The following is a 22,970-nucleotide window of genomic DNA, read 5'->3' on the forward strand; positions in this document are numbered from 1 at the left end:
TGATCTTGTTTTCGAGGGGCCAATTCCCGCAATGCGGGAATTTTCCGGCCGCAGTAGTGATTAAAGGCGAATCAATTCGGTTCTGCGCAGCCCGGATTTACGGCGCCACCCAGGTTCCGCGCCAATCCGTATCCGCACTAAAGACTGCGCGGCGATGGCGTGCGCCCAACTGCACGATATCCATCTCTGTGACGGCACAGAGCAACACGGCAAAACGCGCGCGCAACGCCGGTTTTTCATAGGCATGGACGTGGTCAATCGGGGTGCCGGGCAAGGGGTTCGTGCCATAGGATACCCGCGAGGCCACTGGAACAGATGCCCAGGCCGCGTCGACCTCCGGGCCTGTCACGATCTCAACCTTCGTCGTCAGACGAATTTGCAGGTCCGCGCGCGGCACCCATACGTGCAGGGCCGCAAACTGGGCGTGGCGCAGGGACGCGACCTTGGGCGTGTCCACATCCGTATGAACCTCGACCTCTCGCGCGCTGACTGAGGCCCGGCGCATGGCGACTGTGCGAGCCTCCGGCATTCCGGACGGCGATACGGTCGCAAAGGTTGGAAACCGCGCGGGATGCCTGCTGTCTGCGGCACCACGGGCCAAATGTTGCCACGCCAGGTCGTAAAAGGCCTGCAAATCGTTTGGGTCACTCATAACCTGTCATCTCCAGATATCCTTGCCCCGTGTGACTGCCGCTCACCCGCACCGGACCTTCCCAATAGGGGATCGAAAGGTCCATCCATGCCTGCGGGTTCAGCGCCTCGACCGTCACATCCACCTGACGGTCCGGCACGGCGACGCGCCAACGGGTTGGCACCTTACGCCCCGCAACATCGGTGATTTCGCGCGGTTCGACCTGCACAATCCCGTCCGGGATCGGCGTCGCATTGCCATCGGCATTAATCCAAGTGCCAGAGCTAAAGCTGTCCCCATCGCTCTGGCGCAACCGAAACGCCATCAGCTTGTTGCCATCGTCCAGCGACAACGAAAACCAGTCCCAGCCCGTCTGCGTCTCGCTCAGCGGTTGCGAGGACCACTCGCGGTCCAGCCATGCCGACCCCGTGACCTGCACCGGCCCGTCCGGCAAGGTTAGCGTGCCTTCGATGTTGTAGGACGGCTGCGAATAGTAATAGCTCGCTTGCCCCTCGGTCGATTTGACCGAATAGCCATCGCGCCCGTGAAAGACGAGCGGGCCGTCGGCGGTCAACGCCATGTCATAGGCAAAATCCTGACCCGACGCGTTCAGCGCCAAGGTGTCAAAGTCCGGCCCCCTGAGCGCCCATTCGTCGATCCACGCCTCGAACGGTGCGGCGGTTACACCGGCCTGTCCGATGCCACCACGCGCAAACCGCTCGCTGGCGTGGTGCGCCTCTGGGGTCGTCACGGCGGCATGCGCAAACCAGACCTGTGGCGATGACCAACCCGCGGCCTCTCCGGGGGCGAGGGCGGACCGAAAGAGCGTCCATTGCAACCCATAGGCCGTGCCATTGGCATCTGTCAGGTTTGCCGTGATGTACCACCATTCGATCCGGTAATCCGGGTGCGGGCCATGGTCCTCGGGAAAGGTGAATTGCGGATCAGGGCGCGGCATTGCAAAGCCGTCGTCCGCCGTCGACCCTAACCCGGAAAACCCCTGCGCCATCGCGCATACCGGCCAAAGCATGAGAAACAGGATCAGCCTAACGTTCATTTGCAAACACCTTGAGCAAAACAGCCGGAGGCACCCGCATCAAACGGCGTGCAGGCCACGCAGCGGCCAACCCGGCGGCGGCCAGCGCATAGGCCCCCAGACGGGCATAGTCGACCGGAAACAGGAACATCGGCAAGCGCCAGCCAAATGCCTCCACGTTGACAACTGACAGCAGCACCCACGCCAATGCCAACCCCAGCGGCAGGGCGCAGACAAACACCAACGCCGACAACGCCACCGCGCGCAACAGCTCCAGCTGCCCCAACCGCGCACGGGTCAGACCCAGCGCCCAGACAGGGGCCAACTGCGGCACCCGCAGATCGGCGAGGGTCAAAAGGCTCATCAGGATGGCAAATCCGGCCACCCCCAATGTCAGCACATTCAACGCCGCCGTCACGGTAAATGTCCGCTCGAACACGTCCAGCGACACAGCCTTGATTGCGGCCTGATCGGTGATGTCGCTGTCGGTTAGATCAAGCGCACGCACCAGGTCGGTGCGCAGGGCGCTGGCATTGTCTGTGCGGATGCCGAACTGCGTCGGAAAGACATCGGGGTGCAATGTGCCGAACATGTCGGCGGCAATGACAACCTGACCCTGCGGATTGCCATAATCCCCAACAATGCCCGCAATCGGCAATGGATCGGCACCATCCACCGTAACCTCATCCCCGATCCACAGATCACTGCGCCGGGCCAATTGCTCATTGATCACGGCGGCCTCGCCCCGCTCCACCCGGTCCCAGGCATCCGGTGAAGCATCCAGAAACACCCAATCGTCGCGATAGGTGGGGCCAACGCGGATGCCGAACAGACGCACAGGCAGCCCTGCCGCCACACCCGGCACCGACAACAGCGGCAGCGTCTCAAGGTCCCGGTCCTCGAGATAGGCCATCAGGGCAGTGCTCTGCGCCTCGGTTTCGACCCGCACAAACAGCTCCGGCGCAAGGCGTTGATCCAGAAACCCGACAAAGGTCAAACGAAAGCTCGACACCATCGTCGACACCCCGATATTCGCCGATACCGCCAACAGCAGCGCCATGAGCGCAAGGCTCAACCCCGGCAATTGTTGCCGCGTGTCGGCCCAGAACCAGCGCCAGACCGGCGCCGTTGTCATCCGTTCAAACCGGCCCATCATCCAACCCGCAACGGCGGGCAGCGCCAGTGCCGCCCCAATCAACAGGCAGGCGAGCAACGCAAAGGCTGCCAACAGCCCATCGGCCAGCAGGGCCAGCAGCCCGGCGGCGCCCAACAGTCCCAGCGCCGCCCCCGTTTGCGCCCGCAACCGAACCCCGCTTGCCATGACCCACGCGCGGGGCCGTGCGCTTGCCAACAGGGGCATACGCGCGATGTCCCACAACCGGCTGGCCAGCGCTGCGGCGGTGCCAAACATCGCCAGCAAAAACCCGGTCAGCCACCATTCTGGCCGCACCGCCAGCGTGCCGGACACATCGGCCCCGTACAGCCCCTTGAGCGTCGCCGCCACGTCGGGCAGCAACAGCGCCGCGATCACATAGCCCAGGACAATTCCGACCACCGCCCCAAGTGCGGCGAGCGTCATCATTTCCACGCAGATCACCGTCACCAACAGGCGCATCGGCACACCAAGCGACCGCAACGTCCGTATCATCCCGCGCCGCTGTTCAAAGGCGAGGCCAATCGTGCTGTGCACAATGAACAGCCCAACGGCAAAGCTGAGCAATCCGAAGGCGGTGAGGTTGAGATGAAAGCTGTCCGTCAGTTGTGCAATATCTGCGGTTTGTTGCGATGCTTGCCGCTTCAGTTCGGGCGGTAGGGCAGGGCGGTCAGCTTGTGCAAAGGGCTGGTCCGGCAGAACCATCAAACGCGTCAGCGTGTCCCGCTCTGCCAGCCTCAGAACCAACCCGACGTCGCCCATGGCAAGGCCGGGGCCAATCGACGGGTCGACCACCACATCCGCCAACCCACTCAGGCCCGCCGCCGTTTCCGCATTGGCAAACAGCGCGTCCAGACGGCCCATACCACCGGCACCCGCCTGCGCAAAAGCCGTCGCAGCCAGAGGGGAGGTCAGCGGGTCGATCCCAATCACGCGGACACCGTTCAGCGTGGTCTCAACAACCGGGGACACCAACCATCCTGCACGGCGCAGCGCGACATAGGTGTCCACGGCAATCGCGTCGCCACGTCGCGGAACGAGTTGATCGTATTGCCCCTCACCCAAAGTGTTCGCGGCCGCGTCATAGCTGGCCCGCGCTTCGGAATTTATCGCCTGCACACCCGACCACAGACCCGTCGCCAGCGCCAACCCCGCAAGAAAGGCAAAAAGCTGAACAGGGTTCCGCCGCCAATGCGACAGCAGCGCCGCAAAACAGGCCCGGATCACACCAAAACCCCGTTCCGCAGGTGCAATTGCGTGTTCATCCGGGCGGCGATGGCGGGCGAATGGGTCACAATCATCAGGGCCGCGCCCGTCTGCGCCACCAGCCGCAGCATTTCGTCCATGACATCCCGCGCGGTGGCTTCGTCGAGGTTGCCCGTCGGCTCATCCGCGAGCATCAGCTTGGGCTTAGCTGCCAATGCGCGCGCGATGGCGACCCGCTGCTGCTGCCCACCTGACAGCGCCTCCGGGTATTTGTGCAGATGCGCGCCCAGCCCAAGCGCCTGCACCAAATTGTCGATATGCGCGGGATCGACGCGATCTGACAACGCGGCCTGAAAGCCGATGTTCGCGGCCACAGTCATGGACGGGATCAGGTTGAACTGCTGAAACACCAGCGCGATCTCGGTCCGGCGGAACGCGGCCAGCGCCGCATCACGCATCGCCGTCAAATCGTGGCCGGACACCTTGACCTTGCCCGCGTCCGGCGCATCCAGCCCGCCCGCAATATGCAAGAGCGTGCTCTTGCCGCTGCCGGATTCCCCGGTCAGGGCAACGGTCTCACCCGCGTTCACCGCAAAACTGACACCGCGCAGCACGGGAATGTCACCTGCGCTGTCGCGGTATGATTTTTTGACGTAATTAAGCTCTAGCAGCACGGTGTACCCCTGTTCGGGCATAACCTATGCCATCACGGCGCGTCTAACAGGGCCGCGGCGATGTTTTTGTCGTCGCAGTCCATACGATGCGCGACCGTAATGCCCTGCCGCGGTCGCCCATGCTGCCAATCCGGAATTTTTCGCGCCAAAGGTGCAAAAAGCCATTGACTTGAATACACGCAATACACGAGCCTGACACCATAGATATGTACGCCATTTTGTTCGGCACACCACCTGTTGCGGTTTATTCATCGACCGACAGCACTTTTTGAAAATCTGACTTGGGGAGGTCGACTTGAATCCGCACGACAATTGGGAACACGTTCGCGAGGCGACAAAACAATTCGATTTGAACCCGGCGGAAAGCATCATGGTCTTTGCCATGAACGCCGGGGTCTACGGAAATCGCGAGAAAATTCTGGCCCGGCTCAAGGGAGATCTGCAAGCCGCGATCTCTGTCGAATTGGCCACCATTCCGATCTATCTCTACACCTACTACTCGATCGACCGGACGGTGAATTCGGGGCGCGACCTGACCGATACATCGCGCTTTGCGAACGAGGCGGGCGCGGTGATCATGTCCGTCGCCGTCGAAGAGATGCTGCACATGTCCTTGTCCAGCAACATCTACTTTGCCCTGACCGGCGCGCCGCCCCAACTGTACATGGCCGCCCCTGCGACTTACCCGACCATGCTGCCACACCACAATCCGGTGGGACCACCGGGCCCACAAGGCGGCACCGACACGCACATCCCGCTCAAGGGGCTCAGCTTTGAACAGCTGTGGCATTTCCTGCAAATCGAATACCCGCAGGGGCCCATCAATCTGGTGATGGATGTGGTCGAACTGTTCGACCCCGAGCTGAAATGGCAAACGACCATGGATCCCGCGCAAGTCACGGCTGATCTGGGCAAATTGCTGCACGGTCTGGGATGGCCTTCGGACGAGAACTGGAACTCGATTGGTCAGTTCTATTCGTTCATCCGGTGCATGATCGCCTGCGCCCATGTCACCGAAGAGGACTTTCAAACCGGTCTTGCCGCGCGCCAGATCCAGCCGCTGAACTATTCGCCCAACAACGTCGACACGATCTACGCCAAGGCCAAGTTCAACAAGAAAGCGCCTGCACCGGCGGCGGGCTGTGGTGCGGCGCAAACCGCGTCGAAACTGCCTCACGCGTCCGAAGTGGCGGTGTACACCGACGAACCCGACAGCCACGCGGGTGGCCACGAAGGTGACTGGGGTGAGGACAACGAGCTGATCACCGTCGCCAGCAAGACGCAGGCGATGATCGCCCTTCAGACGATTTGCGAGCAGGGCGAGGGCTACAAGGACGCCTTTGGCGCCGAAAACAACACCGACGACCCGCAAAAGGCCGCCGGTGGCGGTGGCCCTGCAGATGTGCGCAACTACGAACCCGAAGAAAGCCATTTCTTCAAGTTCCTGCGTCTTCAGGCCCAGTTCGTCGAATACGACCAGCACAAGGAAAAGCTGCCCGAGTGGATGGCCGCCGAGATCAAGGAGATGGAGCTTGAGGAACTGCTCGAGCACCAATACGCCAAACGCACCGCCGCCAGCCTGATTGACGGCGGCATGGTCTATGACGTGCCGACCAGCCCCGTTAGCGCGCAATATCCGCCCGCTTATGCCGCGCTGAACGACTTCAACAGCGGTCTGTTCCAGTACATGCTGATCCTGTCCGAAACGATCTATCTGGTGAAACCCGAGATGATCGGACCGAACAAGAAGGTGCACAGCCAGCAGCAGTTCTTTAACATCGCGCTGCACCGGTCGATGATCTGGATCATGGACAAGTGGATCCAGATGATGCGCGAACTGGACCCGATGGCTGACGGTCCGCACGCGGGCAAGATCATGGGGCCAACCTTTGAGAACCTCAGCCTCGGCACGCGGGAAAATGCCTTTGACGCTCTTGTAGCGCTGGGCGACCGCGCCGTTGCGGCATCCTCGGCCTTTGATGCATCAACACAAAGCAACATCGCGCACCTTGTCGCCAAGGCGGTCAGCCTGATGAGCACGGACGGCAAGGACCCAATGCACCTGCCCAACGTGCAGGACCATTGGAACGGCAACACACCCATCAACCCGACGCCCGCCGACACCTCCGGCGCGATTGCGGCTGAATAGGGCAGGGAGACACCAAATGAGCACAACAGACACCAAAGACCCCGCAGTCCCCCATTTCAACATCGAGGGCTTCAAACGCGTGCCCGTGCCGGGCGAGGAACTGCACGCCTGCATGGGCCTGAACAAATGCGCTGGTCAGGACAAATACGGCATGGATGGTGCGCCAGGGTTCGAACCCAACAGCTGCGCGGGCCAGGGCTTTTGCGCCACCACGGCCATGCACAGTTGCCACACCAACAACAACTGCGCCAACCAGGGCGGATGCGGGCTCTATGGATCGGAATCCGAATTGACCCGACCGGGCCAGAACGATTGCCGTTCCATGGGCTCCTGCGCGACACCGATCAATGCCGAACGGTTCATCACCACGGGCGGCCTGCGCGGCACCAGCGTCTGGGCGCGGGCGCGCAAGGTCTTTGCCGAAGCCTACGAGGAAAGCGGCGGCAAGGTCGGCCCACAGCCCGAACACTTCCCGCATGGCCCAACAGCCGAATGGATCAACCAACCAGCCGAAGGCGGCTCTTGCTCGTCATACGCGGCTTGCGGGTCCAGCGGCATGTCGGGCGGCGGCAGCTGCGGATGACCACACAAAACGGAATTGCGGCGTTGCCCCAGCTCGGTCTCGGGCTGGGGCTGCGCAACGTCCATTTCGAACACATCCTGACCCACTGGCCCGACGTCGACTGGTTCGAGGCGATCTCGGAAAACTTCATGGATTCGCAGGGCCGCCCCCGCGACGTCATCCGCAAGGTTGCGGACCGCTATCCCGTCGTGCTGCACGGCGTGTCCCTCTCCATCGGCAGCACGGACCCGCTCGACCTCGACTACCTCGCGCGGCTCAAGACGCTGGCCCACGAGGTGCAACCACAATGGGTGTCCGATCACCTGTGCTGGACCGGTGTCATGGGACTGAACAGCCACGACCTGCTGCCCGTCCCGCTCAGCGATGAGACACTGGCCCATATCGTGCCGCGCATTCACAAGGTTCAAGAGGTGCTGGGCCGTCCCCTGATCCTTGAAAACCCCTCTACCTATGTGGGGTTCAAGGACAGCACCATCGAAGAGCCGGACTTTTTGCGGGCGTTGGCGGACCAAACTGGCTGTGGCCTGCTGCTCGACGTTAACAATGTCTATGTGACCTGTTTTAACGCCGATGCGGATGCGATGGCCTACCTTGACGCGTTCCCATGGGACAAGGTGGTACAGATGCACCTCGCGGGCCACACCGACTGCGGCACACATATCATCGACACCCACGACCAACCCGTCAGACCAGAGGTCTGGGAACTCTACGCAACCGCCTGGCAGCGCACGGGCGGCGCTTCGACCCTGCTGGAGTGGGATGGCAACATCCCGGACTTTGACACCTGCCACGCCGAATTGCTCAAATCGCGGGCCTATATGGGCGGCGCGGGCTTTCAACAGGTGCTGGACGCCGCACAGATCGCCCCCGCGACCGGCGTATCAAACCCGGTCAGTTTTCTCGTACCGGACGTCATGGATGCAGCCACCCCGGCGGATCAGGGCTGATCCATGGCGGATACGCTGACAGACCTGCAACACTGGATGCACCGCGCGCTGCTGCGCCCCGAAGAGGCAAACCCGCAAGAGGTCGACGCCCGCCTGACACCGCATCCGCGGCTGTCCCCGTCCGGCGCGCTGGCGATCTATCAGCAAAGCTACCGGTTGCGCATCGCGTCCTGCATGCGCGAACAGTTTCCGGCGCTGTGCCACGCGCTGGGTCAGGATCTTTTTGACGATTTTGCCGCTGAATATGTGCGCGACTGCCCACCCGAAAGCTATACGCTCTACGATCTTGGCCGCCGGTTCGCCGGGTTTCTCGACGCCCAACGCCCAGACCGCGACAGCCAGACCCGCGAGGTGTGGGTCGATTTCGTCATCGACCTTGCCCGGTTCGAGCGTGACGTCTTTGTCACCTTTGACGGCCCCGGCGCCGAAGACCTGCCGCCCGCCTCGCCCGCAACCTGTGACGCCGATTTGCGCCTGAACCCCAGCCTGCGGGTGCGCGCGTACCAGTTCCCGGTTGCGCAATACTACCTCGCCGTCCGAGCCAAGGCCGCGCCCACCCCGCCACCGCCTGCGCCCAATCACACCGCTATTGTTCGCCAGGATTTCGGCACGCGGATTGTGCCCCTGCGCGCAGGTCATGCCCGCTTCCTGTCGGTGATGACTGAATGTACGACCGTTGCCTTGGCCCTGGCTGAACTTGGCCCCGGCGCGTTGACCCCCTGGCACGACGATCCCGGCCTGAAAACGGATTGGCTGCGCGCGGGCATGTTCGTGGCCGCAGACGCACAGACCTAGATAACGGGTCGCGCCGTTTAAGAGGCCCGCAAATGGTGCGTGTCAAAATACCCGTTTGTTTCGCCGCGCCAATGGCTCAGCAAATGGCGGCACTGGCGGCATTCTGTTCCCGTGATCGAATGCAATGCGATGTCCGCGGACACAGCCGCTGCCGCCCGGTACAAATCCAGCAAATGCCGCTGGTTCAAACGGTCTGCGATGGGCCAACTGTCCTCCAGCGTCGACGCCGCAGAGGCCAGTGACAATACCAGATATTCCACTGGCACGCCCGCAAAACGGTCGCACACAATTGGTACGGCACGCCGTACGGCAATTCCCTGTTCGAACGTCAATTCGCCCAGGCAACTCTCCAATTCATCCCAAAACTGGATGCTCACTGAAATCTCGGTCTTTTCCCAACAGATTCAATCTTTAGGTGAAAGTCCCGAAAGAACCCATAACAAAATGCAAGAATTCTATTTCAGGTAGAATATTCGTTGAATCGTTTCTGTATGTATCCGGTCACTCTGAATTGCCCGTTCGCAATGGCCCCGATTGACCGGTTCCGGCGCGGTTGAATTGAATACACAAGAGTTTTCAAACTGCACACTTGTGCGGCGGAAAATTTGCTGCGATGCTCGAATAGTGAGCAGAAAAAGAACGATAGCTGTGCAGGCTCTTGTGGCCCTGTCCCTGTCCGCACCGGCAATGGCGATGGACAACCTGGCATCCGTTTTCGCGGGATGCACCGGGCGCATATCGGCCGAGATGGAACATGCCTGGCTGATGAACAGCGACCGCGCTGATGACCTCGAGGGGTTGCGGCTCCAGTTTGTGACGCTCCTCGATGCGATCACGCCACCCGAACAGGCCCGGCAGGTCCTGCACTTCCGCATAGAGGCGAAACTGGCACATGCGGCGATGCTCACAACAGCGACCTTTGGCACCGATCCACGCCTCGTTCACATGGCGCAAAATCAGGCGGCACTGCGCGTAAGAGACTGCCGAAATCTGTTGCTCGACAGCTGATACTTGCCGAGCAGCCCGCTTTTTGCGCCTATGAAACGGGCATAAACCGCGAAACCTGCCCAAAAATCAAACAAATCCCGTTGACAGCACAACAATGCAGCAGGTCGGACTCGGCGCGGGCAAGCACAGCTTCATAAATGCTCAGGCAGTCCGACAGGGGCTGTTTGGAATGTGCGGCGGCGTTGGCCTGGAAACCTGAACACCACCGCACGTGGCAACATGAAAGTGCCGGGGGTGATATGAGGGTTCTGTTCCTTTTTCGCAATGCCCCTGGCGTGATGCGCTAGAGGACTCACAATGAAAAAATCCCTTCTCGGAACCACCGCTGCCGTTGTGCTGGGCACTGCTTTGCCCGCATTGGCCTGCGACGCCCCCATCAAAATCGGCGTGCTGCACTCGCTGTCCGGCACCATGGCAATCTCCGAAACAACTCTCAAAGATACGATGGAAATGCTGGTCGAACAGCAAAACGCCGCTGGTGGTGTTCTGGGCTGCGATCTCGAAGCCGTCGTCGTTGATCCTGCCTCCGATTGGCCGCTCTTTGCGGAAAAGGCACGCGAATTGCTGACCGTCCACGAGGTCGACGTGATCTTTGGCAACTGGACATCGGTGTCGCGCAAATCCGTGCTGCCCGTGATCGAGGAATTGAACGGCCTGCTGTTCTACCCCGTGCAATACGAGGGCGAAGAGTCGTCCAAGAACGTGTTCTACACCGGCGCCGCCCCCAACCAACAGGCGATCCCCGCCACCGATTACTTCCTCGAAGAGCTTGAGGTCGAGAAATTCGCGCTGCTGGGCACCGACTATGTCTATCCCCGCACAACCAACAACATCCTCGAAGCATACCTCCAGGACAAAGGCATCCCGGCGGACGACATCTTCGTCAACTACACGCCCTTCGGTCACTCCGACTGGTCCAAGATTGTGGCTGACGTCGTGGCTCTGGGTGCAGACGGCAAAAAGGTCGGCGTGATCTCGACCATCAACGGCGACGCCAATGTCGGCTTCTACAAGGAACTGGCAGCCGCTGGTATCTCTGCCGATGACATCCCCGTCGTCGCCTTCTCCGTTGGCGAAGAAGAACTGGCAGGCCTCGACACCTCCAACCTCGTTGGCCACCTCGCCGCCTGGAACTATTTCCAGTCTGCCGAATCCGATGCCAACGACGCATGGGTCGAAGCCTGGAAAGCCCGCATGGGCGAAGAGCGCGTGACCAATGACCCGATGGAGGCGCACTATATCGGCTTCAACATGTGGGTGAACGCGGCCACAGCCGCAGGCACCACAGACGTCGATGCGGTCCGTACGGCAATGTACGGTCAGGAATTCCCGAACCTGACAGGCGGCACCGCCGTCATGCTGCCCAATCACCACTTGGCCAAGCCGGTCCTGATCGGCGAAATCCAGGAAGACGGCCAGTTCGACATCATCAGCCAGACCGCCGAAGTGCCGGGTGACGCATGGACAGACTTCCTGCCGGAATCGGCCGTGCTGGTCTCCGACTGGAAAGAGCTGGGTTGCGGCATGTACAACACCGAAACCAGCAGCTGCGTACAGATCAAATCCAACTACTGATCTCGCAGATCCAACAAAAAACCGGATGGCGCATCACGCGCCGTCCGGAACACCAAGGAACGGGCTGGCATGCGGCACTTTTTGATTTTGATCTGGATGGTCGCATTGTCGTTTTCGGCTTTGACCGTTCCAGCGATGGCACAGAACATGGATGCGCCGATCCAGCAGTTGATGCAGACCCACGGCGACGCACTGGCCAAGGCATCGCGCAAAACGATCCAGCCCGCCATCGACGCGCTCACGGCCAGCGGCTTGCCCGCCGCCCAGAACGTGATGGAACGCTGGCAGGCCAAGGAGGTTTGGCGTCACAAGGACACCGGCGCCTTTGTCATTGCCGAAGAGATCGACCGCGACACCATCCGCATCTTTGACCCGTCCGACCGCTCCGAGATCGGTGAGGCCGAGGACAAGGCCTATAAACAGCTCAAACCCAACAGCGGTGTGCGCGGCATGATCGCCGCCGCCCTCGTGAAATTCCAACTGACCGACGCAGATGCTCGCGTCCGCGTGACGGCTCTCGACGCGATTTCCCGCGACCCCGAGGCCAGCCACCTTCCAGCACTCCGCGATGTCATCGCAACAGAATCCGACCCAGACATCGCTACGCGCATGACCCGTCTCGAACGCCTGCTGACAATCCAGTTCGGCGCCGACGACGCCGAACGGATCGCCGCCATCGCGCATTTTGAAGGTGACTTGGGCGTGGACGCCCGCGCGGCACTCAACCCCCTCGTCACCACGCGCGTGCAGGCGGCCCAAGAGCGCCCGGACACGCCCGACGTGCTGGGACCGATCACACCGGGGTCGGATGCCCTGTCCCGAATGGACGCCTACGCGCTTTTGGTCGCAGAAAACCTCGCACCCCCGCTCATTCCCCCCGGCGAAGTCCGCGCCGCCCTGATCCGCAACATCGACGGCGACACGGTGGCGGGTGTGCAGGTCGCAACCCTGTCCACCGACGCGGCCCGCAACAGCGCCTTTGCCACATTGGTAGAACAAGGCCTCGCCGAACCCGCCGCAACGGTTCAGGAAATCGACACAGCACTCGATGCCTTCCAGTTCTTCGAGGTCTACATCGGCGCCCCGCCCACAGTTGCGCGCGCCGCGCACGATGTTCTCCGCGGGATTGAGGCATCGGTGGCGCTCAACCAAACCGCCGACCTGGCGCTCGACGCCGTCTCGCTCGCGTCGATCTACTTCCTCGCCGCCATCGGCCTCGCCATCACCTTTGGCGTCATGGGTGTTATCAACATGGCCCACGGCGAGTTTATCATGATGGGGGCCTACACCGGCTACGTCGTGCAACTCTTTGTGCCCGACCACACCCTGTCGATCTTGCTGGCCATCCCGCTGGCCTTCATGGTCACCTTCGCGGCAGGTGTTGCGATGGAACGGCTGGTGATCCGCTGGCTCTACCACCGCCCGCTCGAAACCCTGCTGGCCACCTTTGGTGTGTCCATCGCCCTGCAACAATTGGCCAAGAACATCTTCGGCACCCAGGCCCGCCCCCTCACGGCACCGGGCTGGCTCGACGGGTCGATGGTGATCAACGATATCGTCTCGATCAGCTATATCCGCATCGCCATCTTCATCCTTGCGCTGGTGTTCCTCGCCCTGTTCCTGATTGTCATGAACCGCACACGCCTCGGCCTCGAAGTCCGCGCGGTGACGCAAAACCCCCGCATGGCCGCCTCCATGGGCATCAACCCCGACCGCATCAACATGCTCACCTTCGGCTTCGGCTCCGGCATCGCCGGCATCGCAGGCGTCGCCATCGGCCTCTACGCCAAGGTGACGTCGGAAATGGGCGCGGATTACATCGTGCAATCCTTCATGACCGTTGTGGTCGGCGGGGTGGGCAACATCTGGGGCACGCTGCTGGGGGCTACACTGGTCGGCACCATGCAAAAGGGGATCGAATGGTTGAACCCCTCCAACACCCTCGCCGCCCAGACCTACATGATCCTGTTCATCATCCTCTTCATCCAATTCAGGCCACGGGGCATCATCGCCCTCAAAGGCCGCGCAGCGGAGGCATAGACGATGACCGATACAACTTCATTGTTCCCCAAATATGCAAAATCCCGCCCCGTCATCACGCGCCACCCCTCGGTGCTGATCTTCATCGCCTGCCTCGCGCTCTTCACACTCGGCGTCACCATCCTGTCCGAAGGATTCGGCATCGGCGTGATCTCCACCTCCTTTGTCAAAACCCTGGGAAAGACTCTGTGCCTGTGCCTCGTGGCCCTCGCGATGGACCTAGTCTGGGGCTATTGCGGCATCCTCAGCCTCGGTCACATGGCGTTCTTTGGCATCGGCGGCTACGCAATCGGCATGTGGCTGATGTACGCCCGCACCGAAATCATCGTCGTCCAAAGCCTCGCCGCTGCCCCCCTGCCGCCCACACCCCAAGAGATTTCCGACGGCATCGCCACACAGATCTTTGGCGTGGTCGGCGCATCCGAATTTCCACCGATCTGGGCGTTGGCCCACTCCCTGCCGCTGCAACTGGCGGCGGTGGTGGTGGTGCCGGGCCTGCTGGCGCTGATCTTTGGCTGGCTCGCGTTCCGCAGCCGGGTCACGGGGGTCTACCTGTCGATCCTGACCCAGGCCATGACGCTCGCCCTTTCGCTCTACCTCTTCCAGAACGACAGCGGGTTGCGGGGCAACAACGGCCTGTCGGGCCTGCAAAACCTGCCAGGCCTCGACGCAGTGCCGCAATCCGTGGTCTCGATCTGGTTTCTCTGGGCCTCCGCGCTGGCGCTGGGTCTCGGGTATCTGCTGTGCGCCTGGGTCGTGTCCGGCAAATTCGGCTCCGTTATACGCGCTATACGCGATGACGAGGCGCGTGTGCGGTTCCTGGGTTACTCGGTCGAGGCCTACAAACTCACCGTCTTCACCCTTACCGCGGTGATCGCGGCGGTCGCCGGCGCGTTATACTACCCGCAGGCGGGCATCATTAACCCGGCCGAGATTGCACCCATCGCCTCGATCTACCTCGCCGTGTGGGTCGCCATTGGCGGACGCGGGCGTCTCTATGGCGCGGTGATCGGCGCGGCCTTCGTGTCGCTTGTGTCCACATGGTTCACCGGCGGGCAAGCGCCTGACGTCAATCTGGGCTTCTACACGATATCATGGGTCGACTGGTGGACCGTGCTGCTGGGCCTGTCCTTTGTCGCCGTCACGCTGTTTGCGCCCAAGGGCATCGGCGGCTTGATGGACCTTGTCCCCGCGGGTACACCCGACCGCCACGGCGCCGCTCTGGGTCCTGATGACAGCGCCCTACGCGAAAAGGAGGCCGACAAATGAACACGCTTTTGGAAGTGTCTGGCGTCTCCAAATCCTTTGACGGATTCAAGGCCATCAACAACCTGTCTTTTCAAATCGGCGAGCCCGAGATGCGCGCCGTGATCGGTCCGAATGGCGCGGGCAAGACGACGTTCATGGACATCATCACGGGCAAAACCCGGCCCGACGAAGGCCGCGCAATCTTTGGTGAGAAATCCATGTCGCTCCTGTCGATGACCGAAAGCCAGATCGCGCAGGCGGGCATTGGCCGCAAATTCCAGCGCCCCACCGTGTTCGAGGACCAGAGCGTCGCGGACAACCTGATGATGGCCCTCAAGAAAGACCGCAGCCCCTGGGCCGTCTTGCGCTTCCGCCCCGCCCGCGACGATCACGCCGCTGTGGCGCGCCTGGCGGACGAGATCGGGCTGACGGACCAGTTGGACCGCAAGTCGGGCGAGTTGAGCCATGGCCAGAAACAGTGGCTCGAGATCGGCATGTTGCTGGCGCAGGATCCCCGCCTCTTGCTGGTGGACGAACCGGCGGCGGGCATGACGCCTGCGGAACGCGAGCACACCACCGACATCCTCGTGCAGGCGGCCAAGACGCGCGCCGTCGTGGTGGTGGAACACGATATGGAATTTGTCCGGCGGCTGAATTGCAAAGTCACCGTACTGCATGAAGGGTCGGTGCTGGCCGAGGGTTCGCTCGACCACGTGACCGCAGATGAAAGGGTGATCGAGGTGTACCTTGGCCGATAGTGTTCTCGAAATCCGCGACCTGACGCTGCACTACGGCGGCAGCCAGATCCTCAACGGCGTGAACGTCTCTGCCCAGCGGGGCGAGGTCACCTGCGTCATGGGCACCAACGGCGTGGGCAAGACCAGCCTGCTCAAGGCCATTTCCGGCACGCACCCGCGCTCGGGCGGCAGCTATGTGCTGGACGGCACAGACATCGGGCGCGCCACGGCACATAGCCTTGCGCAAAAAGGCGTGGCCTATGTCCCGCAGGGGCGCGAGATCTTTCCTTTTCTCACGGTGCGCGAAAATCTGGAAATCGGTTTTGCCTGCCTGCCGCGCGGATCGCGCTCGGTGCCGGATGACATCTTTGACCTGTTTCCGATCCTCAAGGACTTTTTGCACCGGCGCGGCGGCGACCTGTCGGGTGGTCAGCAACAACAACTGGCGATTGCCCGCGCGCTGGTGACCCGTCCCAAACTGCTGTTGCTGGATGAACCGACCGAGGGCATCCAGCCGAACATCATCCAGCAGATCGGGCGCGTCATCGGCCAGCTGCGCGAACGCGGTGACATGGCGATTGTGTTGGTGGAACAGTATTTCGACTTTGCCAGATCGCTGGGGGATCAATTTCTCGTTCTGGAACGCGGCGCGGAAAAGCTGCGCGGCCGGGCCGACGAGATACCACGCGACACCTTGCTGGCGGCGGTCTCGGTCTAGCGCCGCTGGACCCGCTGCGCCGTTGGACCGGACAGACCCGCCGCTGTGCGTGCGCCCTCAGTAGGGGTCAGCAAGGCGGTGCGTTGGGCCGTACCATTGGGCAAGACCACCGCACGCTGCGCGCGGAACCGCCCGTCATAGGGGCCAAAATACACGGCCCGATGCGTGGCGAAGGGCGACAGCGCCAACCGCTGATCAAAACTGTGGCCCAGTCCCGACACGCGGAACCCTGGTGCGCTGTCGATGGGCTCCAGGAACCCTTCGACGGACAGTTGTCGCAATGTGCCGCCACCCTCGCGGAACCGACCCATTTGAACCGACGTGGTGACCAGTGTGGTGCCGTCAAACGTGCCTTGGGCCACAGCAAACTGGCCTGCCGTCAGGCGCGCAGCCGCGTCGGTGACAAGCGGCGTCTGACCGATGGACCAGCCGCTCGTGGCCGACCCGACCAAGACGCCCGCCACACGGTCCTGCGTGGTCTGTGTCGCGTGGGTGAGGTTGGATTGCACCGAACCATCCGGTCGCCAGATCCCGTGCACCGACACGCGCCGCCCCACAAGGGACGCAGCCGTGGCCAGATGCACCCGCGTGCCATTCACCGCAAAACCGCTCCCGTGACGCCGCAGATGACCGACCAGCGGCGTGTCCACATCGATCCGCACTGCCTCGAAACGATCCAGCCGGGTGCGCGCAACCATGCTCAGCCCCATGCCCGGCACCAGCCGCGTTGCACTGCCCTGAGCACCGTCGAAAAAGACGCGCACCTGATCGGGCAGTTCCACGCGCAATCCGTTGACCAGCACGCTGCCCGTGCCGGTCATCAGGCCAACGATGCCGGTGCCGCCAATGCCGCCCTCAAACGGGTCCTCGCCCAATTGCGCCAACGGGATCGCCGGGGCGCAGGCAGTGAGGGCGGTGGCCCCCAGCATTGCAAATGTCTGGCGTCTGTTCAGTCGTGTCACGGCGCGTCCTGTTCCTTGCCCTCGGGCTGCTCCGCCGCGTCTTCGCGGTAGAAATATACCCCAACGCGGTATCGTTGCCGCCCTGTATCGTCGTCTTTGCCCTCGCGGTGCAGCGCGCTGCTTTGCCGGTTCAGGTCTTCGAGCATACTCTGCGCCTGATCGCGGGCCGATGCCTCGATCACGTCGATCGCATCCGGGGTCATCTGGTTGTAGAACACCGAGCGCTCGAAAAATGGCGGCGCGTCCGACAACAGGTTTTCCGCCGCCGCCGCAATGTGATCACCGACATTCGCGCCAAAGAACACCTCTTTGTCCGACGCCTCAGAGGTGCCCACAACCGCCTGCGGCTTCAGACGCAACATGTCGCCCTCTTCGACGACAACCAGTCCTGCGTTTCGCAATTCGTCCAAAACGGTGCGCGGGCGGACATCCTTGCTGAGCGACTGCACAAGGGTCTCGAAATCAGGTGCGCTGTCGGACACGCGGGGCAGGGCGCGCGGTGCGTCGCCCTCGGTGTAATCGGGGTGCGACATCCATTGGCCCACAACCGTGGCCAGCAGGGCGCTCTTGCGGCGCGCATGGGCGGCACCATCGTCCTGCTGTGAGCGAAAGGTGCGGATGTCCTTGCGGTGAACACCGGTCAACATCGCCACCCGACTGTCGGTCAACGGCTTGCCATCCAGTTGAAAGGAATCCTCCGCCACTTCGACAAACACGCGTTTGAGCAATCCGTACACCACTGGGGCCGTCAGACCACGCGCAATCATCGTACGCACCAGCGGGCGCAGTAACCCTCTGAGAACGCGTAAGAAAGCGTCTGATGGCGTGTGGTTTCCCCCAATGTTCATGGTGCCAATCTAATGTTGTGTGGAAAAAAATTCCACGCCTATCCTTGATATTTTCGGGCCATGCGTCATTTCGCCGTTTGTGGGAAATATTCCCATTTATGAAAACCGAACCGTGGCCGTGCGCGCTTCCGGGACTGAAATAGGAGATCAACATGAAACGCCGTTCCTTTATGAAGATGACTGTCGTAGGCGCGACTTTTGCGGCACTGGGTGCTTGCGCCGAGATGACCAGCGAACCGGACATCGTGGACACCGCCGTCGCCGCCGGTTCGTTCAACACGCTGGTGGCCGCCGTGCAGGCGGCTGGTCTGGTCGACACCCTGAAATCGCCCGGCCCCTTCACGGTCTTTGCGCCAACCGACGCGGCCTTTGCCAAACTGCCCGCAGGCACGGTCGAGAACCTGCTCAAGCCCGAGAACAAGGACCAGCTCACCGCCATCCTGACCTATCACGTGGTGCCGGGTCAGACCCTGGCCGCTGACCTCGCGGGCAAGCGCCTGAGCGTCGCGACCGTAAATGGCGCAAACGTGCATATCGACGGGCGCAACGGCGTCAAAGTCGAGAAATCCAACGTGATACAGGCGGACATCCTGACCTCCAACGGCGTGATCCACGTGATTGACCGGGTGCTGCTGCCCTGATGCGCGGCGGGCGGGTGCCAATTTAACCCATCCGCCCTTTTGCTTTTGCATCCTTGCGCGGCACAGGCGACAGTTGGGCGAAAATCCCCTTCTTGCCCAACTGTCCGAGCCGCCCATGACCTTTACCACCCGCCCAGAACTGTCCGGCACCTTTGGCATGGTGACCTCAACGCATTGGCTGGCCTCAGCCGTGGGGCTCAAGCTGCTCGAGGCGGGCGGCACCGCCTTTGATGCCGCAGCCGGGGTCGGCTTTGTCCTGAATGTGGTCGAGCCGCATTTGAACGGCCTCTTGGGTGATATGCCCGCAATCCTGCGCGTGGCGGGCGAGGACCCGGTTGCCCTGTGCGGGCAGGGGGTCGCGCCCGCAGGGGCAACCATCGAACATTACCGCGATGCAGGGCTGGACCTGATCCCCGGCTCCGGCCTGCTGGCTACTGTGGTGCCGGGCGCCTTTGATGCGTGGATGCTGATGCTGCGCGATCACGGGCGTTTGCCTCTGCGCGATATCCTTGCACCCGCCATTCACTACGCACGCGCGGGCCATCCCGTTCTGCCGCGCGTTGCCAATACCATCGCGGGGCAGGCCGCGTTTTTCGCCGCCGAATGGCCCACCTCTGCCGAGGTCTGGACGCCAGGCGGCAAGGCACCTGCCGCTGGAACACTCTTTGCCAACCCGCAGCTTGCGGATGTCTGGGACCAACTGGCTCAAGAGGCGGATGCGGCGCCCAATCGCGTGGCAGGGATCGACGCGGCCCGGCGTGCCTTTGCCAGCGGGTTCGTGGCCGAACGGATCGACACCTATATGTCCGACGCCTGCGTTATGGATGGCACGGGCGAGCGTCGACGCGGTGTGCTGACGGGCGATGACATGGCGCAGTGGTCCGCCAGCTACGAGCCGACCGTATCCGTGGACCACCACGGTTGGCAGGTCCACAAATGCGGGCCGTGGACCCAGGGGCCGGTGCTGTTGCAATGCCTGCAAATGCTGCGCAACGACCCGCTGGCCGAGATGGACCCGAACGGGCCAGACTTTGTCCACCTTGTGACCGAGGCGCTGAAACGCGGCTTTGCGGATCGCGAGGTCTACTACGGCGACCCGGATCACGCCGATATCCCGCTTGCGGCGCTGCTGTCTGATGCCCACGCCGACGCGCACCGGGCCGACATCACGGATCAGGCGACCCATGATCACCGTCCGGGCGTCATCTCGGGCTATGAAATCCCGCTCGCGGCCTATCACACGCGCGCGGGCCGCGTGGTCCCGCAGGACACCGGAACCGGCGGGGGCGAGCCGACGATGGCGCACCTGACCAACCGCAAGGGCGACACGGTGCACATCGACGTGGTTGATCAATGGGGCAACATGGTTTCGGCCACGCCCTCGGGCGGGTGGCTGCAATCCAACCCGGTGGTGCCGGGCCTTGGCGTGCCGCTGAACTCCCGCGCCCAGATGTTCTGGCTGACGCCGGGCCTGCCCACGTCGCTGGCACCGGGCCGCAGGCCGCGCACCACCCTGTCACCGTCCATGGCACTGCACGCGGACGGGCGCGCGCTGGCCTTTGGCACGCCTGGCGGCGATCAGCAGGACCAATGGCAGCTCGCGTTTTTCCTGCGCCACGTCCACCACGGCATGAACCTGCAAGAGGCGATAGACGCGCCGCTGTTCCACACCGGACACCTACAGGCCAGCTTTTATCCCCGTGGCATGCGCGCCGGTCACCTGATGGCCGAACCGCACTTTGCCGAGGCGACACTGGACGCCCTGCGCGCCAAGGGCCACGCCCTCGAAGTGGCAGAGCCGTGGACCGTCGGGCGTCTGACCGCCGCGCAGCATGCGCCGGACGGTCTGGTCAAGGCGGCGGCCACGCCCCGCTTGATGCAGGCCTACGCGATGGGGCGCTGAGCGTCGCGCGGCAGGCGCATCGACGCGCTAAAGCCCGCCGTGACCGCATCCAGGGTTAATGCGCCGCCGTGCCGGTTGGCGACCACCTCTGCGATGGACAGGCCAAGGCCGCTGCCGTCGCTTGGGTCCGCCTGACCGAACCGCGCGAGGATCTTGGGAAAGTCGCCCGGCGGCACGCCCTGACCGTCATCCGCCACCGTGATCCGTACCTCGTGATCCGCCGCCAGCGTTACGTCAACCGCGCTCAGGCCCGGCCCGCCATGCAGCAAGGCATTGTCGATCAGGTTCTTGATCGCCTCCTGCACCATGGTGCTGTCCAACCGCACGACCATCTGGTCCTGAGCGCCGCGCAGCGTCAGGCGCACATGCATCCGGGCCGCGCGACCTTCGAAATCTGCGATGGTGCTGCGCAGCAACTGGGCCACGTCCACCGGGCGCGTGGCATCCACCTGTGCAGCACGTGCGCGCTCCAACGTCATCAGGTTCTCGGCCAGATCGCTGGCCCGCTCGGCCGCCGTCACCAGATCCCCCGCCCGCGCCTTGGCCGCATCCAGCGACCGCGCCGTCAGGATCGCCTCGCCCAGCGCACGAACACCCGCAATGGGATTGCGCAACTGATGCGATGCGTCCGAGATAAAGGCCGACTGCGCCTCCATGGATTGACTGACCTGCCCAAACAAACGGTTCAGACGTTCCACGATGCCGCGCGTCTCAATGGGCACACGGCGGCGAATGGGGCTCAGGTCTTCGGGGTTACGGCGTGAAATCGCATCCTCAAGGTCCAGCAGCGGTTTCAAGCCCACATTCACCCCAAACCACACCATCAGCGCCGCCGTCAGCACCAACACCGAAATCAGCGCCAGCGCCCGATAACCAAGTGCTGTGACAAAACCCTGCCGCACAGCCTGATCCTGCCACAGGGTCACGGTGAACGTGCCGGAAAACCCGTCAATCTGCGTGACGTATTTCAGGCGCAACACCCGCACATCCCGCCCCTTATAGACGGCGTCGTAAAACGCATAGGCCTCGTCCTGCACAGTGTCGGCCTCGGTCGGCACCGGCGGCACGGCATAGCCTGTCACGAACACACCGTCGGGCGCATAAACGTGGTAGCGCACCAATCCACCCGCAGTGTCGGCCAGCAACGCTTCGGTCTCGGGCGAAATCAGGTCCCCATCGGCCAACGCCACATCCCGCGACACCGCCAGACCTGTGATCAACAGCGAATTGTCATAGAGGTCCTGCGCCGTCTGTCGTGCCTCGTTCATGCGCCACACGCCCGCGATCACGGCAATGACCAACAGCGGGGCCAGAATGATCGTGAACAGTCGCAGGCGCAGCGAACGACCCATCACAATTCCTCCAGCCGGTAACCCAGACCCCGCTGCGCGCGAATGTCCACTTTGTGTGGCCGCAACCGTTTGCGCAGGCGTGACACATGCACTTCGATGGCGCTGTCTTCGACATCTGCGCCGGTGCCGTAGACGTGCTCGATCAGATCGGCCTTGGACACGACGCGGCCGCGTGCGGACATCATCGTTTCAACCACAGCCAGCTCGCGCCGGGGCAGGTCAAGTGCAGCACCCGCCGCCTGCAAGGTCCGGCTCTGGGTGTCGAATACCAGCGGCCCGAAACGGTGCCCGGTTTCGATCGGCTGAGCCCGCCTGCGCGACAGCGCGCGGATGCGCGCCTCCAGCTCATCCATGTCAAACGGCTTGGTCAAATAGTCGTCGGCCCCTGCATCCAGTCCCGCAACACGGGCCTCGATCTCGGCACGCGCGGTCAGCAACAGCACGGGCCGGACGTCGCCACGCGCGCGCAGATTGCGCAAAACCGTCAACCCGTCAATCTGGGGCAGGTTCACGTCCAGAACAATCAAATCATTGGAATCGCTTTGCAAAAACGTATCGGCATCCGCCCCGTCATGGATCAGGTCGGTCGCATGTCCCCGGTCTTCGAGACGGTAGGCGATGCCCTTGGCCACGCTCATATTGTCTTCGATGATGGCAATACGCATCAGAATTTTCCGGCCCGTTAGCTTCACGCAAGCTTCGACAGTTAACTCTGTCACATGCGGCGGGGCAATCCCGTCGATTCGTGACAGCGGCCCCGTGGA

General features: G+C 62.6%; 21 protein-coding genes. 12 read left to right on the forward strand and 9 right to left on the reverse strand.

Going from position 1 to position 22,970, the window contains the following annotated elements; genetic code table 11:
- Positions 1 to 97: 97 nt before the first annotated feature.
- From Q0936_RS12525 to Q0936_RS12540, 4 genes are read right to left on the reverse strand one after another with little or no spacing between them, the layout of a single operon-like run.
- A complete protein-coding gene (locus Q0936_RS12525; RefSeq protein WP_299293696.1) occupies positions 98 to 652 on the reverse strand; it encodes a pyridoxamine 5'-phosphate oxidase family protein in 555 nt (184 codons plus the stop codon).
- Positions 645 to 1,688 (reverse strand): lipocalin-like domain-containing protein, encoded by a 1,044-nt coding sequence (locus tag Q0936_RS12530; protein ID WP_299293694.1) that lies wholly within the window; start codon positions 1,686 to 1,688, stop codon positions 645 to 647. Before Q0936_RS12530 ends, Q0936_RS12525 begins: the two co-directional genes overlap by 8 nt.
- Positions 1,678 to 4,047 carry an ABC transporter permease gene (locus Q0936_RS12535; RefSeq protein WP_299293691.1) on the reverse strand — a complete coding sequence of 790 codons (2,370 nt, stop codon included), beginning with the start codon at positions 4,045 to 4,047 and terminating at the stop codon, positions 1,678 to 1,680. Before Q0936_RS12535 ends, Q0936_RS12530 begins: the two co-directional genes overlap by 11 nt.
- Entirely contained in the window at positions 4,044 to 4,700 is a 657-nt protein-coding gene (locus Q0936_RS12540) for an ABC transporter ATP-binding protein (RefSeq protein ID WP_299293688.1), read from the reverse strand. Before Q0936_RS12540 ends, Q0936_RS12535 begins: the two co-directional genes overlap by 4 nt.
- Positions 4,701 to 4,995: 295 nt before the next feature.
- Here Q0936_RS12540 and Q0936_RS12545 point away from each other — a divergent pair, with 295 nt between their 5' ends.
- The 4 genes from Q0936_RS12545 to Q0936_RS12560 are packed head-to-tail and all read left to right on the forward strand — an operon-like array spanning position 4,996 to position 9,174.
- Positions 4,996 to 6,849 (forward strand): ferritin-like domain-containing protein, encoded by a 1,854-nt coding sequence (locus tag Q0936_RS12545; protein ID WP_299293685.1) that lies wholly within the window; start codon positions 4,996 to 4,998, stop codon positions 6,847 to 6,849.
- A 16-nt stretch (positions 6,850 to 6,865) separates the two neighbouring features.
- Positions 6,866 to 7,432, forward strand: coding sequence for a hypothetical protein (locus Q0936_RS12550; protein ID WP_299142989.1), 567 nt, complete (start codon positions 6,866 to 6,868; stop codon positions 7,430 to 7,432).
- A complete protein-coding gene (locus Q0936_RS12555; RefSeq protein WP_299293682.1) occupies positions 7,429 to 8,379 on the forward strand; it encodes a DUF692 domain-containing protein in 951 nt (316 codons plus the stop codon). Before Q0936_RS12550 ends, Q0936_RS12555 begins: the two co-directional genes overlap by 4 nt.
- 3 nt (positions 8,380 to 8,382) lie before the next feature.
- A complete protein-coding gene (locus Q0936_RS12560) occupies positions 8,383 to 9,174 on the forward strand; it encodes a DNA-binding domain-containing protein (RefSeq protein ID WP_299293679.1) in 792 nt (263 codons plus the stop codon).
- 17 nt (positions 9,175 to 9,191) lie between these two features.
- Here the strand turns inward: Q0936_RS12560 and Q0936_RS12565 are convergent, their stop codons facing one another.
- On the reverse strand, positions 9,192 to 9,551 hold the full coding sequence (locus Q0936_RS12565; RefSeq protein ID WP_299142981.1) for a hypothetical protein: 360 nt from the start codon (positions 9,549 to 9,551) through the stop codon (positions 9,192 to 9,194).
- A gap of 271 nt (positions 9,552 to 9,822) precedes the next feature.
- Here Q0936_RS12565 and Q0936_RS12570 point away from each other — a divergent pair, with 271 nt between their 5' ends.
- From Q0936_RS12570 to urtE, 6 genes are all read left to right on the forward strand, one after another.
- A complete protein-coding gene (locus tag Q0936_RS12570) occupies positions 9,823 to 10,182 on the forward strand; it encodes a hypothetical protein (RefSeq protein WP_299378165.1) in 360 nt (119 codons plus the stop codon).
- 297 nt (positions 10,183 to 10,479) lie between these two features.
- Positions 10,480 to 11,757 (forward strand): urea ABC transporter substrate-binding protein, encoded by a 1,278-nt coding sequence (gene urtA / locus Q0936_RS12575; protein WP_299293673.1) that lies wholly within the window; start codon positions 10,480 to 10,482, stop codon positions 11,755 to 11,757.
- Between the two features lie 69 nt (positions 11,758 to 11,826).
- Positions 11,827 to 13,797: an urea ABC transporter permease subunit UrtB gene (gene urtB / locus Q0936_RS12580; RefSeq protein WP_299293670.1), complete on the forward strand. Its 1,971-nt coding sequence runs from the start codon at positions 11,827 to 11,829 to the stop codon at positions 13,795 to 13,797.
- Between the two features lie 3 nt (positions 13,798 to 13,800).
- Positions 13,801 to 15,066: an urea ABC transporter permease subunit UrtC gene (urtC, locus tag Q0936_RS12585; protein WP_299293667.1), complete on the forward strand. Its 1,266-nt coding sequence runs from the start codon at positions 13,801 to 13,803 to the stop codon at positions 15,064 to 15,066.
- Entirely contained in the window at positions 15,063 to 15,803 is a 741-nt protein-coding gene (urtD, locus tag Q0936_RS12590) for an urea ABC transporter ATP-binding protein UrtD (RefSeq protein ID WP_299293664.1), read from the forward strand. The genes urtC and urtD overlap by 4 nt, the downstream gene beginning before the upstream one ends.
- Positions 15,793 to 16,500, forward strand: a complete 708-nt coding sequence (urtE, locus tag Q0936_RS12595; protein WP_299142963.1) for an urea ABC transporter ATP-binding subunit UrtE — start codon at positions 15,793 to 15,795, stop codon at positions 16,498 to 16,500. The genes urtD and urtE overlap by 11 nt, the downstream gene beginning before the upstream one ends.
- Here the strand turns inward: urtE and Q0936_RS12600 are convergent.
- The gene (locus tag Q0936_RS12600; RefSeq protein WP_299293661.1) at positions 16,497 to 17,462 is read right to left on the reverse strand and encodes a hypothetical protein; all 966 of its coding nucleotides are present in this window, start codon (positions 17,460 to 17,462) and stop codon (positions 16,497 to 16,499) included. The genes urtE and Q0936_RS12600 overlap by 4 nt on opposite strands.
- Complete coding sequence (locus Q0936_RS12605; RefSeq protein ID WP_299293658.1) at positions 17,459 to 18,310, reverse strand: DUF6502 family protein; 852 nt, start codon at positions 18,308 to 18,310, stop codon at positions 17,459 to 17,461. The genes Q0936_RS12600 and Q0936_RS12605 overlap by 4 nt, the downstream gene beginning before the upstream one ends.
- 224 nt (positions 18,311 to 18,534) lie before the next feature.
- Here Q0936_RS12605 and Q0936_RS12610 point away from each other — a divergent pair, with 224 nt between their 5' ends.
- Positions 18,535 to 18,951, forward strand: coding sequence for a fasciclin domain-containing protein (locus tag Q0936_RS12610; protein WP_299143134.1), 417 nt, complete (start codon positions 18,535 to 18,537; stop codon positions 18,949 to 18,951).
- Positions 18,952 to 19,066: 115 nt separating this feature from the next.
- A complete protein-coding gene (locus Q0936_RS12615; protein WP_299293655.1) occupies positions 19,067 to 20,854 on the forward strand; it encodes a gamma-glutamyltransferase family protein in 1,788 nt (595 codons plus the stop codon).
- Here Q0936_RS12615 and Q0936_RS12620 read toward each other — a convergent pair.
- Positions 20,836 to 22,206 carry a sensor histidine kinase gene (locus Q0936_RS12620; protein ID WP_299293652.1) on the reverse strand — a complete coding sequence of 457 codons (1,371 nt, stop codon included), beginning with the start codon at positions 22,204 to 22,206 and terminating at the stop codon, positions 20,836 to 20,838. The genes Q0936_RS12615 and Q0936_RS12620 overlap by 19 nt on opposite strands.
- The gene (locus tag Q0936_RS12625) at positions 22,206 to 22,871 is read right to left on the reverse strand and encodes a response regulator transcription factor (protein WP_299142948.1); all 666 of its coding nucleotides are present in this window, start codon (positions 22,869 to 22,871) and stop codon (positions 22,206 to 22,208) included. Before Q0936_RS12625 ends, Q0936_RS12620 begins: the two co-directional genes overlap by 1 nt.
- Between the last annotated feature and the right edge of the window lie 99 nt (positions 22,872 to 22,970).

Origin of the sequence: uncultured Tateyamaria sp., from assembly GCF_947488715.1 — a bacterium.
GTDB lineage: Bacteria > Pseudomonadota > Alphaproteobacteria > Rhodobacterales > Rhodobacteraceae > Tateyamaria.

Excerpts from the sequence above, each read along its gene's own strand:
- Q0936_RS12610 (WP_299143134.1), top strand. The coding sequence starts at position 18,535 with ATGACCAGCGAACCGGACATCGTGGACACCGCCGTCGCCGCCGGTTCG.
- Q0936_RS12615 (WP_299293655.1), top strand. The coding sequence starts at position 19,067 with ATGACCTTTACCACCCGCCCAGAACTGTCCGGCACCTTTGGCATGGTG.
- Q0936_RS12620 (WP_299293652.1), bottom strand. The coding sequence starts at position 22,206 with ATGGGTCGTTCGCTGCGCCTGCGACTGTTCACGATCATTCTGGCCCCG.
- urtD (WP_299293664.1), top strand. The coding sequence starts at position 15,063 with ATGAACACGCTTTTGGAAGTGTCTGGCGTCTCCAAATCCTTTGACGGA.
- urtB (WP_299293670.1), top strand. The coding sequence starts at position 11,827 with ATGCGGCACTTTTTGATTTTGATCTGGATGGTCGCATTGTCGTTTTCG.
- Q0936_RS12555 (WP_299293682.1), top strand. The coding sequence starts at position 7,429 with ATGACCACACAAAACGGAATTGCGGCGTTGCCCCAGCTCGGTCTCGGG.
- urtA (WP_299293673.1), top strand. The coding sequence starts at position 10,480 with ATGAAAAAATCCCTTCTCGGAACCACCGCTGCCGTTGTGCTGGGCACT.
- urtC (WP_299293667.1), top strand. The coding sequence starts at position 13,801 with ATGACCGATACAACTTCATTGTTCCCCAAATATGCAAAATCCCGCCCC.
- Q0936_RS12605 (WP_299293658.1), bottom strand. The coding sequence starts at position 18,310 with ATGAACATTGGGGGAAACCACACGCCATCAGACGCTTTCTTACGCGTT.
- Q0936_RS12560 (WP_299293679.1), top strand. The coding sequence starts at position 8,383 with ATGGCGGATACGCTGACAGACCTGCAACACTGGATGCACCGCGCGCTG.
- Q0936_RS12550 (WP_299142989.1), top strand. The coding sequence starts at position 6,866 with ATGAGCACAACAGACACCAAAGACCCCGCAGTCCCCCATTTCAACATC.
- Q0936_RS12525 (WP_299293696.1), bottom strand. The coding sequence starts at position 652 with ATGAGTGACCCAAACGATTTGCAGGCCTTTTACGACCTGGCGTGGCAA.
- Q0936_RS12530 (WP_299293694.1), bottom strand. The coding sequence starts at position 1,688 with ATGAACGTTAGGCTGATCCTGTTTCTCATGCTTTGGCCGGTATGCGCG.
- Q0936_RS12625 (WP_299142948.1), bottom strand. The coding sequence starts at position 22,871 with ATGCGTATTGCCATCATCGAAGACAATATGAGCGTGGCCAAGGGCATC.